This is a genomic window from Fredinandcohnia onubensis (assembly GCF_002734285.1).
GTDB lineage: Bacteria > Bacillota > Bacilli > Bacillales > Bacillaceae_L > Ferdinandcohnia > Ferdinandcohnia onubensis_A.
The window spans coordinates 14954-29976 of the sequence record NZ_NSEA01000006.1; the positions used below are offsets into that span (position 1 = coordinate 14954).

General features: G+C 38.9%; 14 protein-coding genes and 1 other annotated feature. All 14 genes read left to right on the forward strand.

Annotated features, from left to right (window positions below; translation table 11 throughout):
• Nucleotides 1-2: 2 nt before the first annotated feature.
• On the forward strand, nt 3-410 hold the full coding sequence (locus tag CKJ95_RS07115; RefSeq protein ID WP_099352722.1) for a Mini-ribonuclease 3: 408 nt from the start codon (nt 3-5) through the stop codon (nt 408-410).
• 17 nt (nt 411-427) lie between these two features.
• On the forward strand, nt 428-1171 hold the full coding sequence (rlmB, locus tag CKJ95_RS07120) for a 23S rRNA (guanosine(2251)-2'-O)-methyltransferase RlmB (protein ID WP_099352723.1): 744 nt from the start codon (nt 428-430) through the stop codon (nt 1169-1171).
• Nucleotides 1172-1176: 5 nt separating this feature from the next.
• Nucleotides 1177-1686 carry an NYN domain-containing protein gene (locus tag CKJ95_RS07125; RefSeq protein WP_099352724.1) on the forward strand — a complete coding sequence of 170 codons (510 nt, stop codon included), beginning with the start codon at nt 1177-1179 and terminating at the stop codon, nt 1684-1686.
• A gap of 131 nt (nt 1687-1817) precedes the next feature.
• Nucleotides 1818-2471, forward strand: coding sequence for an RNA polymerase sporulation sigma factor SigH (gene sigH / locus CKJ95_RS07130; RefSeq protein ID WP_010284984.1), 654 nt, complete (start codon nt 1818-1820; stop codon nt 2469-2471).
• 385 nt (nt 2472-2856) lie between these two features.
• Entirely contained in the window at nt 2857-3003 is a 147-nt protein-coding gene (gene rpmG / locus CKJ95_RS07135) for a 50S ribosomal protein L33 (protein WP_099352725.1), read from the forward strand.
• Between the two features lie 36 nt (nt 3004-3039).
• A complete protein-coding gene (gene secE / locus CKJ95_RS07140; protein WP_099352726.1) occupies nt 3040-3222 on the forward strand; it encodes a preprotein translocase subunit SecE in 183 nt (60 codons plus the stop codon).
• 150 nt (nt 3223-3372) lie between these two features.
• Nucleotides 3373-3906 (forward strand): transcription termination/antitermination protein NusG, encoded by a 534-nt coding sequence (gene nusG, locus CKJ95_RS07145; RefSeq protein WP_099352727.1) that lies wholly within the window; start codon nt 3373-3375, stop codon nt 3904-3906.
• Nucleotides 3907-4074: 168 nt separating this feature from the next.
• Nucleotides 4075-4500, forward strand: coding sequence for a 50S ribosomal protein L11 (gene rplK, locus CKJ95_RS07150; protein WP_010285014.1), 426 nt, complete (start codon nt 4075-4077; stop codon nt 4498-4500).
• Between the two features lie 157 nt (nt 4501-4657).
• A complete protein-coding gene (rplA, locus tag CKJ95_RS07155; RefSeq protein WP_099352729.1) occupies nt 4658-5347 on the forward strand; it encodes a 50S ribosomal protein L1 in 690 nt (229 codons plus the stop codon).
• A 62-nt stretch (nt 5348-5409) separates the two neighbouring features.
• Nucleotides 5410-5538 (forward strand) — a sequence feature (ribosomal protein L10 leader region).
• A gap of 76 nt (nt 5539-5614) precedes the next feature.
• Nucleotides 5615-6115, forward strand: coding sequence for a 50S ribosomal protein L10 (gene rplJ, locus CKJ95_RS07160; protein ID WP_099352730.1), 501 nt, complete (start codon nt 5615-5617; stop codon nt 6113-6115).
• Nucleotides 6116-6176: 61 nt separating this feature from the next.
• Entirely contained in the window at nt 6177-6539 is a 363-nt protein-coding gene (gene rplL, locus CKJ95_RS07165) for a 50S ribosomal protein L7/L12 (protein WP_099352731.1), read from the forward strand.
• Nucleotides 6540-6644: 105 nt separating this feature from the next.
• Nucleotides 6645-7250 (forward strand): class I SAM-dependent methyltransferase, encoded by a 606-nt coding sequence (locus CKJ95_RS07170; protein ID WP_099352732.1) that lies wholly within the window; start codon nt 6645-6647, stop codon nt 7248-7250.
• A 449-nt stretch (nt 7251-7699) separates the two neighbouring features.
• Nucleotides 7700-11269 (forward strand): DNA-directed RNA polymerase subunit beta, encoded by a 3570-nt coding sequence (gene rpoB, locus CKJ95_RS07175; protein WP_099352733.1) that lies wholly within the window; start codon nt 7700-7702, stop codon nt 11267-11269.
• A 67-nt stretch (nt 11270-11336) separates the two neighbouring features.
• Complete coding sequence (rpoC, locus tag CKJ95_RS07180) at nt 11337-14933, forward strand: DNA-directed RNA polymerase subunit beta' (protein WP_099352734.1); 3597 nt, start codon at nt 11337-11339, stop codon at nt 14931-14933.
• Nucleotides 14934-15023 lie beyond the last annotated feature (90 nt).

Here is a 15023-nt window from a genome sequence, read left to right on the forward strand (position 1 = left end):
GAATGAAGTTTTTATCAGACAATCAAATTGATAGTCATCAATTAAACAGTCTTGCCCTAGCATATATGGGGGATGCCGTATACGAAATGTACGTACGGCATTACCTCTTGCAAAAGGGGAGTGTCAGACCCAATCAACTCCATAATCAGGCAAAGCATTATGTATCGGCTAAAGCGCAGTCGGCCGTTATCCATGAGATGCTAGATGAAGAGTTTTTTTCAGAGGAAGAAAAAGCAGTAATCAGAAGGGGTCGCAACGCAAAGAGTGGAACAGTTCCTAAAAATACAGATGTCCAGACATACCGATACAGTACCGCATTTGAAGCGTTGCTCGGCTTTCACTTTTTACAAAACGATACAGACAGAATCCATTCGATTATTGAAGAGGCTTTTCGAATTATCGAATCTTAAGAAAGGAGGAAAAAGAAATGGCTAGTGATTATATTATTGGAAAAAATCCTGTGATTGAAGCATTGAAATCTGAGCGTGATATCAATAAAATTTGGATTGCAGAGGGGTCCAACAGAGGGCAAATGAACCAGATTACTTCTCTTGCTAAAGAGGGGAACGTATTGGTTCAATTTGTTCCGAAAAAAAAGATCGACCAGATGGTTGACGGCAACCACCAAGGAGTTGTTGCACAGGTAGCGGCGTATGAATATGCGGAAGTTGATGATATTTTAGCAGCTGCCGAAAAACGAAACGAAGCTCCTTTTATCATCTTGTTAGATGAACTAGAGGACCCTCATAACCTTGGTTCAATCCTTCGTACAGCTGATGCAGTTGGGGCGCATGGGGTAGTTATTCCCAAAAGAAGAGCAGTAGGATTAACAGCAACCGTTGCAAAAGCTTCAACAGGGGCGATTGAATATATACCAGTTGCACGAGTAACAAACCTAGCGAGAACGATTGATGAATTAAAGGACCGTGGGGTATGGATTGTTGGTACAGATGCGAAGGGAAAAGAGGATTATCGAAATGTCGATGGTAAAATGCCGATTGGCTTAGTTATTGGCAGTGAGGGTAGAGGCATGGGACGACTTGTGAAAGAAAAATGTGATTTTCTTTTACATTTACCGATGCAGGGAAAAGTAACCTCATTAAATGCTTCTGTTGCTGCTAGTCTACTTATGTATGAGGTTTATCGTAAGCGGAATCCGTTAGGAGAGTAAATCAAATGGATATCCTGTTGGTAGATGGCTACAACATTATAGGTGCATGGCCAGAACTACGTCATCTTAAAACAAAGGACTTTTCGGCAGCGCGTGATTTGTTAATCGAGAAGATGGCTGAATATCAGGCGTACACAGGATATAAGGTGATCGTTGTATTTGATGCACACCTCGTACCAGGAATTGAATCAAAGATGAAAAGTCGAAAAATCGAAGTTATTTTTACGCGTGAAAATGAGACGGCGGATGAACGGATAGAAAAGCTAGCACAACAATTAAATAATATTAAAACACAAATCCATGTAGCAACTTCTGATTTTACCGAGCAATGGCAGATATTTGGACAAGGGGCCCTAAGGAAATCGGCTAGAGAATTACTAACTGAGATGGAAGTAGTAGAGTCAGGTATTCAAAAGGACGTCAAGAAAACGTATCAAGAAAAAAGTGTTTCAAAAATCCCACTTTCTGACGAAATTGCAGAAATATTTGAAAAATGGCGTCGAGGACAGCAATGAGCGGTTGACGCTTGGAAAAGCACTCCTGTATAATATTTCTAGATAAAGAATTTTACGAACATTACGTATTAACTTTATTCATTAGCGTTTTTGGTAGGAAACAACTTCTAAGGTAGGTCGGAGGGATCGGTGTGAGTTCAAGCTTCGATGATTATGGCAACAGATTATATTATGACCGACTAGAGGATGAGGAAGTCGTGGAATTGGTCCATGCTGGCGAAAGTGAAGCATTGGATTATTTAATTAATAAATATAGAAATTTTGTGCGTGCAAAAGCCAGATCATACTTTTTAATTGGAGCAGATCGTGAAGATATTGTTCAAGAAGGTATGATCGGGCTATACAAGGCAATTCGTGATTTTAAGGAGGACAAACTTTCTTCTTTTAAAGCGTTTGCAGAACTTTGTATTACACGTCAGATTATTACTGCGATTAAAACTGCGACAAGACAGAAGCACATACCTCTTAATTCTTATGTTTCGTTGGACAAGCCGATATATGATGAAGAATCTGACCGTACATTAATGGATGTTATTTCAGGTGCGAAGATTTTAGATCCTGAAGAATTAATCATCAACAGGGAAAAGTTTGATGACATTGAATTAAAAATGGCAGAGCTCCTAAGTGATTTAGAGCGAAAGGTGTTATCCTTATATTTAGACGGAAGATCCTATCAGGAAATTTCAGAGGATCTAAATCGTCATGTAAAATCAATTGATAATGCGCTCCAACGTGTAAAACGTAAATTAGAACGGTACTTAGAAATTCAAGAGATTAAGTTATAAACGTAACCGTTTTTAACCATTATTTACAGTCAGGTCCTAGTATTGACATATAAATCAAGCCTGTGTTACATTTTTAAGGAAATTGAGACATTTTTTTATAAAATAGGATGCAAGCTGCATTTTAACTTTATTCAGAAGGCCCTATCTTTTTAAGTTAAGGGACGATATAGTAATGATAATCAATGCAGTGGGATACACGTACCATGGCTGAATAAAGTTAAGCCTCCGGCGGATGCCACGATTTTTCAAAGGTAACTTTTCGAGGGTAAGATCAAAGACTAAGAGCGCAACATCCTGTTGCAACGTCTTTGTGACCCACATCGTGTGGGCCTAAAAAAATCGGGCGCAAATACGCCAAGGCGTATTTGATAGTGTAGGTGATAAAATGCGTAAAAAGGTAATTTTAGCCTGTGTGGAATGTGGTAGTAGAAATTATACGACCATGAAGAATAGCACTTCAGCTGAACGGCTTGAAATGAAGAAATTTTGTAAGACTTGCAATTCTCACACGAATCATCGTGAAACGAAATAGATTAGGATTGTTTTGATAAAGTTGGAGGTTACATGGATGAAAAACATAACCAAGTTTTTTCGTGAAGTAGTTCGAGAAATGAAGAAAACAAGCTGGCCGAAAAGAAAAGAACTCACACGTTATACAATTGTTACATTAACAACGGTAATTTTTGTATCCGTATTTTTTGCAGTGATTGATCTTGGAATTTCTGAATTAATTCGTTTAGTACTTGAATAAACCCTGTTCACTCATGGTATAATGATGAATAGAGAACAAAGAGTGTTTACGAGAAAGCCCGGTTACGGGTTTTTTTAATTGCAAAAAAATTGAATGCCAAGACGGTGTTTAAACCCAGTAAAGGGAGGGAAGGACAAGCAGTCCTAACTTATGGAAAAGAATTGGTATGTTGTTCATACGTATTCAGGGTATGAAAATAAAGTAAAAGCAAATCTAGAGAAACGTGTCGAATCAATGGGCATGCAAGATAAAATCTTCCGCGTTATTGTTCCGGAAGATGAAGAAACTGACATCAAGAACGGAAAAAAGAAAATCGTAAAGAAGAAGGTATTCCCTGGTTATGTTTTAGTTGAATTAATCATGACAGATGATTCTTGGTATGTAGTACGTAACACTCCTGGAGTTACAGGTTTCGTTGGTTCAGCGGGTTCAGGCTCAAAACCAACACCACTTTTACCTGAAGAAGTAACATTCATCCTTAAGAGAATGGGAATGGATGAAAGACCTATTGACGTTGATTTTGAATTAAAAGAAACAGTTCGTGTAAAAGAGGGCCCATTCACAAACTTCACAGGTGCAATCGAAGATCTAGATGTGGATAAGCAAAAGGTAAAAGTTCTTGTCAATATGTTCGGTCGTGAAACACCAGTTGAATTGGACTTTACACAAATTGAAAAAATCTAATGAAGAAAAACTTGATATTATAAATCAAAAGTGGTAATATTGCATAGGTCAGTATGTCTCAAAATATTGAGACTAACTATGCTAACGTTCTTTATTGATTATAAAGAATAGATGAGTGGGAGGGTAAAACCCTATTACCACATCACGGACTTTAAGGAGGTGTGTCTCGTGGCTAAAAAAGTAATTAAAGAGGTTAAATTACAAATTCCAGCGGGTAAAGCAAACCCAGCGCCACCAGTTGGGCCAGCATTAGGTCAAGCAGGTGTTAACATTATGGGATTCTGTAAAGAGTTCAATGCTCGTACAGCAGAACAAGCTGGTTTAATTATTCCTGTTGTAATCACAGTTTATGAAGATCGTTCATTTACATTTATTACAAAAACTCCTCCTGCTGCAGTTCTTTTAAAGAAAGCGGCTGGAATTGAGTCTGGTTCTGGTGAACCAAACCGTAATAAAGTTGCAACAGTTAAGCGTGATAAAGTACGCGAGATTGCAGAAACAAAAATGCCTGATTTAAATGCAGCAAATGTTGAATCTGCAATGCGTATGGTTGAAGGTACTGCTCGTAGCATGGGAATTGTCATCGAAGACTAATTTCAATTTGTTACAATTTGTTCGGGGGTTGCGGATGGAACATCACTTTTCTTTCGTTCGCAACCTTTGTTCTGTCTAGCGTCAGTGCATAACATGTACTGTCTCGCTTGGCGTGGGAGGTTATTCCGTTAAAACCACAATTGAGGAGGAAATTAAAATGGCAAAAAGAGGTAAAAAGTACGTAGAAGCTGCTAAATTAGTAGACCGTACAAAAGCTTACTCAGTTGCAGAAGCAATTGAATTAGTAAAGAAAACAAATACAGCTAAATTTGATGCGACTGTAGAAGTTGCATTCCGTTTAGGAGTAGACCCTAAGAAAGCTGACCAACAAATTCGTGGTGCAGTTGTTCTACCAAACGGTACTGGTAAAACTCAACGTGTATTAGTTTTCGCTAAAGGTGAAAAAGCAAAAGAAGCAGAAGCTGCTGGAGCTGATTATGTTGGCGATAGCGAGTTCATCAACAAAATCAACCAAGGTTGGTTTGATTTCGATGTAATCGTAGCTACTCCTGACATGATGGGTGAAGTTGGTAAGCTTGGTCGTGTATTAGGGCCTAAAGGTTTAATGCCAAACCCTAAAACAGGAACTGTTACTTTTGATGTAACAAAAGCAATAAATGAAATCAAGGCTGGTAAAGTTGAATACCGCGTTGATAAATCTTCTAACATTCATGTTCCAATCGGTAAGATCTCATTTGATGATCAAAAACTAATTGAGAACTTCACTACAATTTATGAAACTATGCTTAAGGTTAAACCATCTGCAGCAAAAGGAACATACATGAAAAACGTTGCTGTATCTTCTACAATGGGACCTGGCGTAAAAGTTGACGCTTCTACATTCTAATTAGAAAATAGTGGATATTGACTTTTACAAAAGCATTTCATATAATAGATTTTGTTGTTAACAAATGAATAGCATTTGTACCGTAGACAGTAGGTGCGTTAATAGCTTAATTTCCTACCGAGGTGTAGTATATATTACTTGATCATTACTACCTCTGTGTCTACTTGGCATAGAGGTTTTTTAATCTAGAAACGTGTTCATCTTGAACGCCCTCTAACACCGATCGGTTTCAAGTGTTGCGAAATTACTCACAGGAGGTGTAAAAGAATGAGTCATGCAGTAGAACAAAAGAAACAAATCGTAACTGAAATTGCAGACAAATTACGTGAAAGTAAATCAACTATCGTTGTTGACTATCGCGGTCTATCTGTTGCGGAATTAACAGAACTACGTAAGCAACTTCGTGATGCAGGCATTGAGTTTAAAGTGTACAAAAACACATTAACTCGCCGCGCTGCAGAACAAGCTGAGCTTGCTGGTTTAAATGATGCATTAACAGGACCAAACGCAATTGCGTTCAGTAATGAAGACGTAGTTGCTCCTGCTAAAATTCTTAATGATTTTGCGAAAAAGCATGAAGCATTAGAAATCAAAGCGGGTGTTATCGAAGGAAATGTTGCAACTCTTGAGGAAGTTAAGGCTCTTGCTGATTTACCATCACGCGAAGGTTTACTTTCTATGTTGCTTAGCGTACTTCAAGCTCCAATTCGTAACCTTGCACTTGCTACTAAAGCAGTTGCAGAACAAAAAGAAGAGCAAGGCGCTTAATCGTAATAAAATAAAACAATTCGAAATTCAAATAGGATAATTATTTAAGGAGGATTTTCTAATGACTAAAGAACAAATCATTGAAGCAGTTAAAAGTATGACTGTTTTAGAACTAAATGACCTAGTAAAAGCAATTGAAGAAGAATTTGGTGTAACTGCTGCTGCTCCTGTAGCTGTAGCTGCTGGTGGCGGAGCTGAAGCTACTGCTGAGCAAACTGAATTTGATGTTGTATTATCAGATGCTGGTGCACAAAAAATCAAAGTTATCAAAGTTGTACGTGAAATCACTGGTCTTGGCTTAAAAGAAGCTAAAGAACTTGTTGACAACACTCCAAAAGCAATCAAAGAAGGCGTTTCTAAAGAGGAAGCTGAAGAAGTTAAAGCTAAACTTGAAGAAGTTGGAGCTGGCGTAGAAGTTAAGTAATCTTAAGTAACGTATGAAAAAGCTCGCTATCAAGCGAGCTTTTTTTATCAAGTATGAATGAAATGGGTATACTGTTCATATACTCTTATGTTGGGAGATATATTAATGGCCGAACATTATTATACTAGTAAACCCACTGTGGCAAGTAATCAAAAAACTCAGGTATTTGTCTTAAAAGGAAATTCGTTTTCTTTTACAAGCGATAGTGGAGTTTTTTCAAAAAATGAAGTTGATTTTGGATCGCGGTTATTAGTGGAGGAGTTTGAAGCTCCAGAAGTTACCGGTCCATTTTTAGATGTTGGTTGTGGGTATGGGCCGATTGGTCTTGCACTCGCAAAAGTACATAATGAACGTCTTGTTGAAATGATCGACGTGAACGAACGGGCAATCGAGCTTTCAATTAAGAATGCGGAAATAAATAAGGTCACAAATGTTGATATACATCAAAGTGATTTATTTACAAATGTAGAAAAACGAGGCTTTGCGGCTATTATTTCAAATCCTCCAATTCGCGCAGGGAAAAAAGTGGTACATCATATTTTAGAAGAGAGCTATCAATATTTAGTTCCTGGCGGTGAATTGTGGGTAGTGATTCAAAAGAAGCAAGGAGCCCCGTCTGCGATTGAGAAGCTTGAGATGATCTTCGAAGAGGTAGAGATTGTTGAAAGAAAAAAAGGCTACCATATTATTAAAGCTAAGAGAACGAAATAGCTCAAATGAAAATTTCCACTTGACAAATGAAAAAATGAGTTGACTGCGTATTTCTCGTGTGGTAGCATTATATAATGCCGATATGTAATTTTTCCATGTATAACTAAAAAATTAAATATATGTATAAATATAGTATGTATGGAAAAACTGATAAAATCAATAGTTTGTTTTTTAGAAATGTGGTTTTCATAGTAGAAACCCTTTTTCTTTTTGTCTATAAAAGAGGCTTTTTTCGGCTTTAAAAAGCTTGCAAACATCTTTCTAGACAAAGAAAATCAGTATTTATTTGACTTGAAAAAGTCGGGTTTGATAGGCTCTTTGTGTGTCCTATCATTTTGATTTGCGGTTTACTTCTTACTATTTATATTAGTTTATAAGTAGGCTTTTATAACTAGTAAGTATTTATAAAATAGCAAGATTAATAACGCTTGATATGAGGGGTGAATGGGTTGATAGGTCAACTAGTTCAGTATGGACGACACCGCCAACGAAGAAGTTATGCTCGTATTAGTGAAGTTTTAGAATTACCAAATCTTATTGAGATTCAAACCTCTTCTTATCAGTGGTTTCTTGATGAGGGTCTTCGGGAAATGTTCCAAGATATTTCTCCGATTGAAGATTTTACAGGTAACCTATCTCTAGAGTTCATTGATTACAGTTTAGGTGAGCCAAAGTATTCTGTAGAGGAATCAAAGGAAAGAGATGTTACTTATTCAGCGCCACTTAGAGTAAAGGTGCGTTTGATCAATAAAGAAACTGGTGAAGTAAAAGATCAAGATGTATTTATGGGTGACTTCCCACTCATGACAGAAACAGGTACGTTCGTTATCAATGGTGCAGAACGTGTAATTGTTTCTCAATTGGTTCGTTCACCAAGTGTTTATTTCAGTGGTAAAGTTGATAAGAATGGTAAACGCGGCTTTACAGCAACGGTAATTCCAAACCGTGGTGCATGGTTAGAGTATGAAACAGATGCGAAGGATGTTGTGTACGTTCGTATCGACCGTACTCGTAAATTGCCGGTAACGGTTCTTTTGCGCGCGCTTGGGTTTGGCTCTGATCAAGAAATCATCGATTTATTTGGTGAAAATGAATATTTACGCAACACACTCGAGAAAGACAACACAGAAAGCACAGAAAAAGCTTTACTAGAAATATATGAACGTCTACGTCCTGGAGAACCGCCAACAGTCGAAAACGCAAAAAGTTTATTGGAATCACGCTTTTTTGATCCAAAACGTTACGACCTTGCAAGTGTAGGACGCTACAAAATCAATAAAAAACTTCATATTAAGAACCGTTTGTTTAATCAGCGTATAGCAGAAACACTTGTTGATCCTGAAACTGGTGAGATTATCGTGGAAAAAGACACGCTCCTCGACCGCAGAACGTTAGACCGCATCATTCCATATTTAGAGAATGGTATTGGTTTTAAATCACTTCAGCCAGCAGGTGGCGTTATAGATGAAGAAATCACACTTCAGTCTATAAAGATTTACGCTCCAAATGACCCAGATGGCGAACAAGTCATTAACGTCATTGGTAATGCCTATATCGAAGAAGGTGTTAAGAATATTACACAAGCGGATATTCTATCTTCAATTAGCTATTTCTTTAACTTGTTACATCAAGTTGGAGATACAGATGATATCGACCATTTAGGTAATCGTCGTTTACGTTCAGTTGGTGAGCTTCTACAAAACCAATTCCGTATTGGACTATCAAGAATGGAACGTGTTGTTCGTGAGAGAATGTCAATTCAAGATACGAATACGATTACTCCACAACAATTAATCAATATCCGTCCAGTGATCGCTTCTATAAAAGAGTTCTTTGGTAGCTCTCAGCTTTCACAATTTATGGACCAGACAAATCCATTAGCAGAATTAACACATAAACGAAGATTATCAGCATTAGGACCTGGTGGTTTAACACGTGAACGTGCAGGATTCGAAGTTCGTGATGTTCATTACTCTCACTATGGTCGTATGTGTCCGATTGAAACACCAGAAGGCCCAAACATCGGTCTAATTAACTCATTATCATCCTATGCAAAGGTGAATCGATTTGGGTTTATCGAAACTCCGTATCGAAGAGTTGACCCTGATACAGGCAAAGTTACAGATAGAATTGATTACTTAACAGCGGATGAAGAGGATAACTATGTAACTGCTCAGGCGAATTCACGTTTAGGTGAAAATGGAGAATTTTTAGACGAAGATGTAGTTGCTCGTTTCAAAGGTGAGAACACTGTTGTACACCGTGACCGAATTGATTACATGGATGTATCGCCAAAGCAAGTTGTTTCTGCAGCGACTGCATGTATTCCTTTCTTAGAAAATGATGACTCAAACCGTGCACTAATGGGTGCGAACATGCAACGTCAAGCTGTTCCTCTAATGCAGCCGGAAGCGCCGTTCGTCGGTACAGGTATGGAGTATGTATCTGGTAAGGACTCAGGTGCCGCGGTAATTTGTAAACATCCTGGTATTGTTGAGCGAGTTGAAGCAAAACAAATATGGGTACGCCGCTATCAAGAAGTTGATGGTCAAAAGGTGAAAGGCGACCTTGATAAATACCGTTTACTAAAATTTATTCGTTCGAACCAAGGTACATGTTATAACCAACGCCCGATTGTTACAGAAGGGGATGAAGTTGTTAAAGGAGAAATCCTTGCAGATGGTCCTTCTATGGAAAAGGGTGAACTGGCGTTAGGACGTAACGTTCTTGTTGGTTTTATAAATTGGGATGGATATAACTATGAAGATGCCATCATCATGAGTGAAAGACTTGTAAAAGATGATGTGTATACATCTATTCATATTGAAGAATACGAATCTGAATCACGTGATACAAAATTAGGACCAGAGGAAATCACACGTGATATTCCAAACGTTGGAGAAGACGCATTACGCAATCTCGACGAGCGTGGAATTATCCGTGTTGGTGCCGAAGTAAAAGACGGTGATTTACTTGTGGGTAAAGTTACACCAAAAGGGGTAACGGAACTTACAGCTGAAGAACGTCTATTACACGCAATCTTTGGTGAAAAAGCACGTGAAGTGCGTGATACTTCCCTTCGTGTACCACATGGTGGTGGAGGAATTGTTCTTGATGTGAAGGTGTTCAACCGAGAAGATGGAGATGAATTACCGCCAGGTGTAAATCAGCTTGTTCGTGTATATATCGTTCAAAAACGTAAAATACACGAAGGAGATAAGATGGCTGGTCGTCACGGAAACAAAGGGGTAATTTCAAGAATTCTTCCGGAAGAAGATATGCCATACCTTCCAGATGGAACGCCAATCGACATCATGTTAAACCCACTAGGGGTTCCGTCACGTATGAACATCGGTCAGGTTTTAGAGCTACACTTAGGTATGGCTGCTAGACAACTGGGTATTCATGTTGCATCACCAGTATTTGACGGTGCAACTGAAGAAGATGTTTGGGATACTTTAGAAGAAGCTGGAATGTCTCGTGATGCGAAAACAGTTTTATATGATGGAAGAACGGGTGAACCGTTTGATAATCGAGTATCTGTTGGTATCATGTATATGATTAAACTAGCACACATGGTTGATGACAAACTTCATGCTCGTTCAACTGGACCTTATTCTCTTGTTACACAGCAACCACTTGGTGGTAAAGCTCAGTTCGGAGGACAACGTTTCGGTGAAATGGAAGTTTGGGCGCTTGAGGCTTATGGTGCTGCATACACGTTACAAGAGATCCTTACAGTTAAATCCGATGATGTTGTTGGTCGTGTGAAGACATACGAAGCGATTGTTAAGGGTGAAAATGTACCTGAACCAGGTGTTCCTGAATCGTTCAAAGTATTAATTAAAGAACTACAGTCACTGGGATTAGATGTGAAGATTCTCTCGGGTGATGAAGAAGAGATTGAAATGCGTGATTTAGAAGATGACGAGGAAGCAAGTCAATCAGAGGGAATATCTCTTGATTCTGACCAACAAGTCGACTCAGAACTAGAAAAGAACGCAGTAGTTAAGGAATAGAGTTAACAGTCATGAAAAGCAAAGGTCAATAAGGGTAATCCTGTAGATCAAAAGGGAGGTAGGCCCCTTGCTAGATGTTAATAATTTTGAATACATGAGCATTGGCCTCGCTTCTCCAGATAAGATCCGTTCATGGTCTTTCGGTGAAGTGAAGAAGCCAGAAACAATTAACTATCGTACATTAAAACCCGAAAAAGATGGGTTATTCTGTGAACGAATCTTTGGTCCTCAAAAGGACTGGGAATGTCACTGTGGTAAATACAAACGTGTTCGTTACAAAGGTGTAGTCTGTGATCGTTGCGGCGTAGAGGTTACTCGTGCAAAAGTTCGTCGTGAACGCATGGGGCATATTGAACTTGCAGCACCTGTATCGCATATTTGGTACTTTAAAGGAATTCCAAGCCGAATGGGACTTGTTTTAGACATGTCCCCTCGGGCTCTTGAAGAAGTAATTTACTTTGCTTCTTACGTTGTAACAGAAACTGGAGATACTCCTTTAGATAAAAAGCAATTGCTTTCCGAAAAGGAATATCGTGCATACCGTGAAAAATACGGAAACACATTCCATGCTGCAATGGGAGCTGAAGCGATTAAAAAGCTTCTACTTGATATCGATCTAGAAAAAGAAGTTGACGGCTTAAAAGAAGAGTTGAAAACTTCTCAAGGACAAAGAAGAACTCGTGCAATTAAACGACTTGAGGTACTAGAGGCATTCCGTAACTCAGGCAATGAGCCTTCATGGATGATTCTTGATGTACTACCAGTTATTCCTCCTGAACTACGACCAATGGTTCAGCTTGATGGTGGTCGTTTTGCAACTTCAGATTTAAACGACTTATATCGTCGTGTAATTAACCGTAACAATCGCTTAAAGCGTCTTTTAGATTTAGGGGCACCAAGCATCATTGTCCAGAATGAAAAGCGTATGCTTCAAGAAGCGGTTGATGCACTAATCGACAACGGACGTCGTGGCAGACCTGTTACAGGACCTGGTAACCGTCCATTAAAATCACTCTCACATATGCTAAAAGGGAAGCAAGGTCGTTTCCGTCAAAACCTATTAGGTAAACGTGTTGATTACTCTGGTCGTTCTGTAATCGTTGTTGGTCCGAACCTTAAGATGTATCAATGTGGTTTGCCAAAGGAAATGGCGTTAGAATTATTCAAACCATTTGTGATGAAAGAGCTAGTTGAAAAAGGTCTAGCTCATAACATTAAGAGTGCAAAAAGGAAGATTGAACGTGTGCAGCCTGAAGTTTGGGATGTACTCGAGTCTGTAATTAAGGAGCATCCGGTTCTCTTAAACCGTGCCCCTACATTACACCGTTTAGGTATTCAAGCATTTGAACCAACATTAGTTGAAGGACGCGCAATTCGTCTTCACCCACTTGTGTGTACGGCGTATAATGCAGACTTTGACGGTGACCAAATGGCGGTTCACGTACCACTTTCTTCAGAAGCACAAGCTGAAGCGAGACTATTAATGTTAGCAGCACAAAACATTCTAAATCCGAAAGATGGAAAGCCAGTAGTTACACCATCACAGGATATGGTATTAGGTAACTATTACTTAACTATGGAGCGTCCTGGGGCAGTCGGAGAAGGAATGGTTTTTAAGGATACAAATGAAGCTATTCTTGCATATCAAAATGGGTATGTACATCTTCATACTAGAGTTGCGGTAGATGCGGGTTCCTTAATGAACCCAACATTTACAGAAGAACAAAATAATATGTTGCTAATGACAACAGTAGGTAAGTTGATTTTTAATGAGATTTTACCAAGATCATTCCCATATATTAACGAGCCTACAAAAACAAACCTAGAAGTGAAAACACCTGAAAAGTATTTCGTTCCTAAGGGTGCGAATGTTAAAGAACTAATTCAGAGTCAAGAACAGATCGATCCGTTCAAGAAGAAAATACTCGGTAATATTATTGCTGAAATCTTTAAACGTTTTAAAATTACTGAAACCTCTAAAATGCTTGATCGCATGAAGGATCTTGGATTTAAGTATTCAACAAAGGCTGGTATTACTGTTGGTGTAGCAGACATTGTTGTATTAGCTGAAAAAGAAGAGATTCTAACACAAGCACAAGCAAAAGTAGATAACGTATTAAAACAATTTAGACGTGGTTTAATTACAGAAGATGAGCGTTATGACCGTGTTATCTCAATTTGGAGTGCGGCGAAAGACACAATTCAAGGTAAGCTAATGGCTTCACTTGATAAACGAAACCCAATCTTCATGATGAGTGATTCCGGTGCCCGTGGTAACGCATCTAACTTTACACAGTTAGCTGGTATGCGTGGACTCATGGCGAACCCGGCTGGTCGTATCATTGAACTTCCAATTAAATCTAGTTTCCGTGAAGGTTTAACGGTATTAGAGTATTTCATTTCTACACATGGTGCTCGTAAAGGTCTTGCAGATACTGCCCTTAAGACAGCTGACTCTGGTTACCTAACAAGACGTCTAGTTGACGTAGCTCAAGACGTAATTGTGCGTGAAGACGACTGTGGTACAGATCGCGGCTTACTTGTTAGGTCGTTAAAAGAGGGAACAGAAATTATCGAACCTCTTGAAGAGCGTCTAGATGGCCGTTATGCAAGAAAGAAAGTTGTTCACCCAGAGACTAATGAAGTATTAGTAGCAGAAAACGAATTAATTACAGAAGATATCGCAAAGATAATTGTCGATGCTGGTGTTGAAGAAGTTACAATTCGCTCTGCATTCACATGTAATACTCGCCACGGCGTATGTAAAAAATGTTATGGCCGTAATCTAGCAACAGGATCAGAGGTTGAAGTTGGTGAAGCGGTTGGTATCATCGCTGCTCAATCAATCGGTGAACCAGGAACTCAGCTTACAATGCGTACGTTCCATACTGGTGGGGTTGCAGGAGACGATATAACTCAAGGTTTACCTCGTATTCAAGAACTATTTGAAGCGAGAAATCCAAAAGGTCAAGCTGTAATTACAGAAATCAACGGTGTTGTTTCTGCAATTAATGAAATAAAAGACAGACAGCAAGAAGTTGTAATCCAAGGTGATGTAGAATCTCGTTCTTACACTGCACCATATGGCGCTCGCTTGAAGGTCGCTGAAGGCCAACAAGTTGAGAGTGGTCAGGTATTAACTGAAGGTTCTGTTGATCCGAAAGAATTATTAAAGGTTACTAATACTACTGCTGTTCAGGAATACCTCTTAAAAGAAGTTCAAAAAGTATATCGTATGCAGGGTGTTGAAATTGGTGATAAACACGTCGAAGTGATGGTAAGACAAATGCTTCGTAAGGTTAGAGTTACTGATGCTGGTGAGACAGATGTATTACCAGGATCATTACTTGATATACATCAGTTCACGGATGCCAACACTAAGGTTTTACTTGATGGTAAAGCTCCAGCTACTGGTAGACCAGTACTTCTAGGTATTACTAAAGCATCACTTGAAACTGATTCATTCCTATCTGCTGCGTCATTCCAGGAGACAACTCGTGTCCTAACTGATGCTGCAATTAAAGGAAAACGTGATGAGTTACTAGGACTAAAAGAAAATGTAATTATTGGTAAACTTGTTCCTGCAGGTACAGGTATGAATCGTTATCGACGAGCAGAGCCAGTAGTTGTAGAGCAACAAGAAGACACCGTTGGTGTTGAATAAAGGTTAGAAGAGCAAATCTAAGACAGTGGATGTCTACTACGAGCCCAAATAATTTTATTTACTTGTAGTTGACATCCTTCTCTTAGGGTG

Bases quoted from the DNA above. Each gene is read 5' to 3' on its own strand.
- rlmB (WP_099352723.1), top strand. From the start codon at position 428: ATGGCTAGTGATTATATTATTGGAAAAAATCCTGTGATTGAAGCATTG.
- rplA (WP_099352729.1), top strand. From the start codon at position 4,658: ATGGCAAAAAGAGGTAAAAAGTACGTAGAAGCTGCTAAATTAGTAGAC.
- CKJ95_RS07125 (WP_099352724.1), top strand. From the start codon at position 1,177: ATGGATATCCTGTTGGTAGATGGCTACAACATTATAGGTGCATGGCCA.
- CKJ95_RS07170 (WP_099352732.1), top strand. From the start codon at position 6,645: ATGGCCGAACATTATTATACTAGTAAACCCACTGTGGCAAGTAATCAA.
- rplL (WP_099352731.1), top strand. From the start codon at position 6,177: ATGACTAAAGAACAAATCATTGAAGCAGTTAAAAGTATGACTGTTTTA.
- CKJ95_RS07115 (WP_099352722.1), top strand. From the start codon at position 3: ATGAAGTTTTTATCAGACAATCAAATTGATAGTCATCAATTAAACAGT.
- rplJ (WP_099352730.1), top strand. From the start codon at position 5,615: ATGAGTCATGCAGTAGAACAAAAGAAACAAATCGTAACTGAAATTGCA.
- rpmG (WP_099352725.1), top strand. From the start codon at position 2,857: ATGCGTAAAAAGGTAATTTTAGCCTGTGTGGAATGTGGTAGTAGAAAT.
- secE (WP_099352726.1), top strand. From the start codon at position 3,040: ATGAAAAACATAACCAAGTTTTTTCGTGAAGTAGTTCGAGAAATGAAG.
- nusG (WP_099352727.1), top strand. From the start codon at position 3,373: ATGGAAAAGAATTGGTATGTTGTTCATACGTATTCAGGGTATGAAAAT.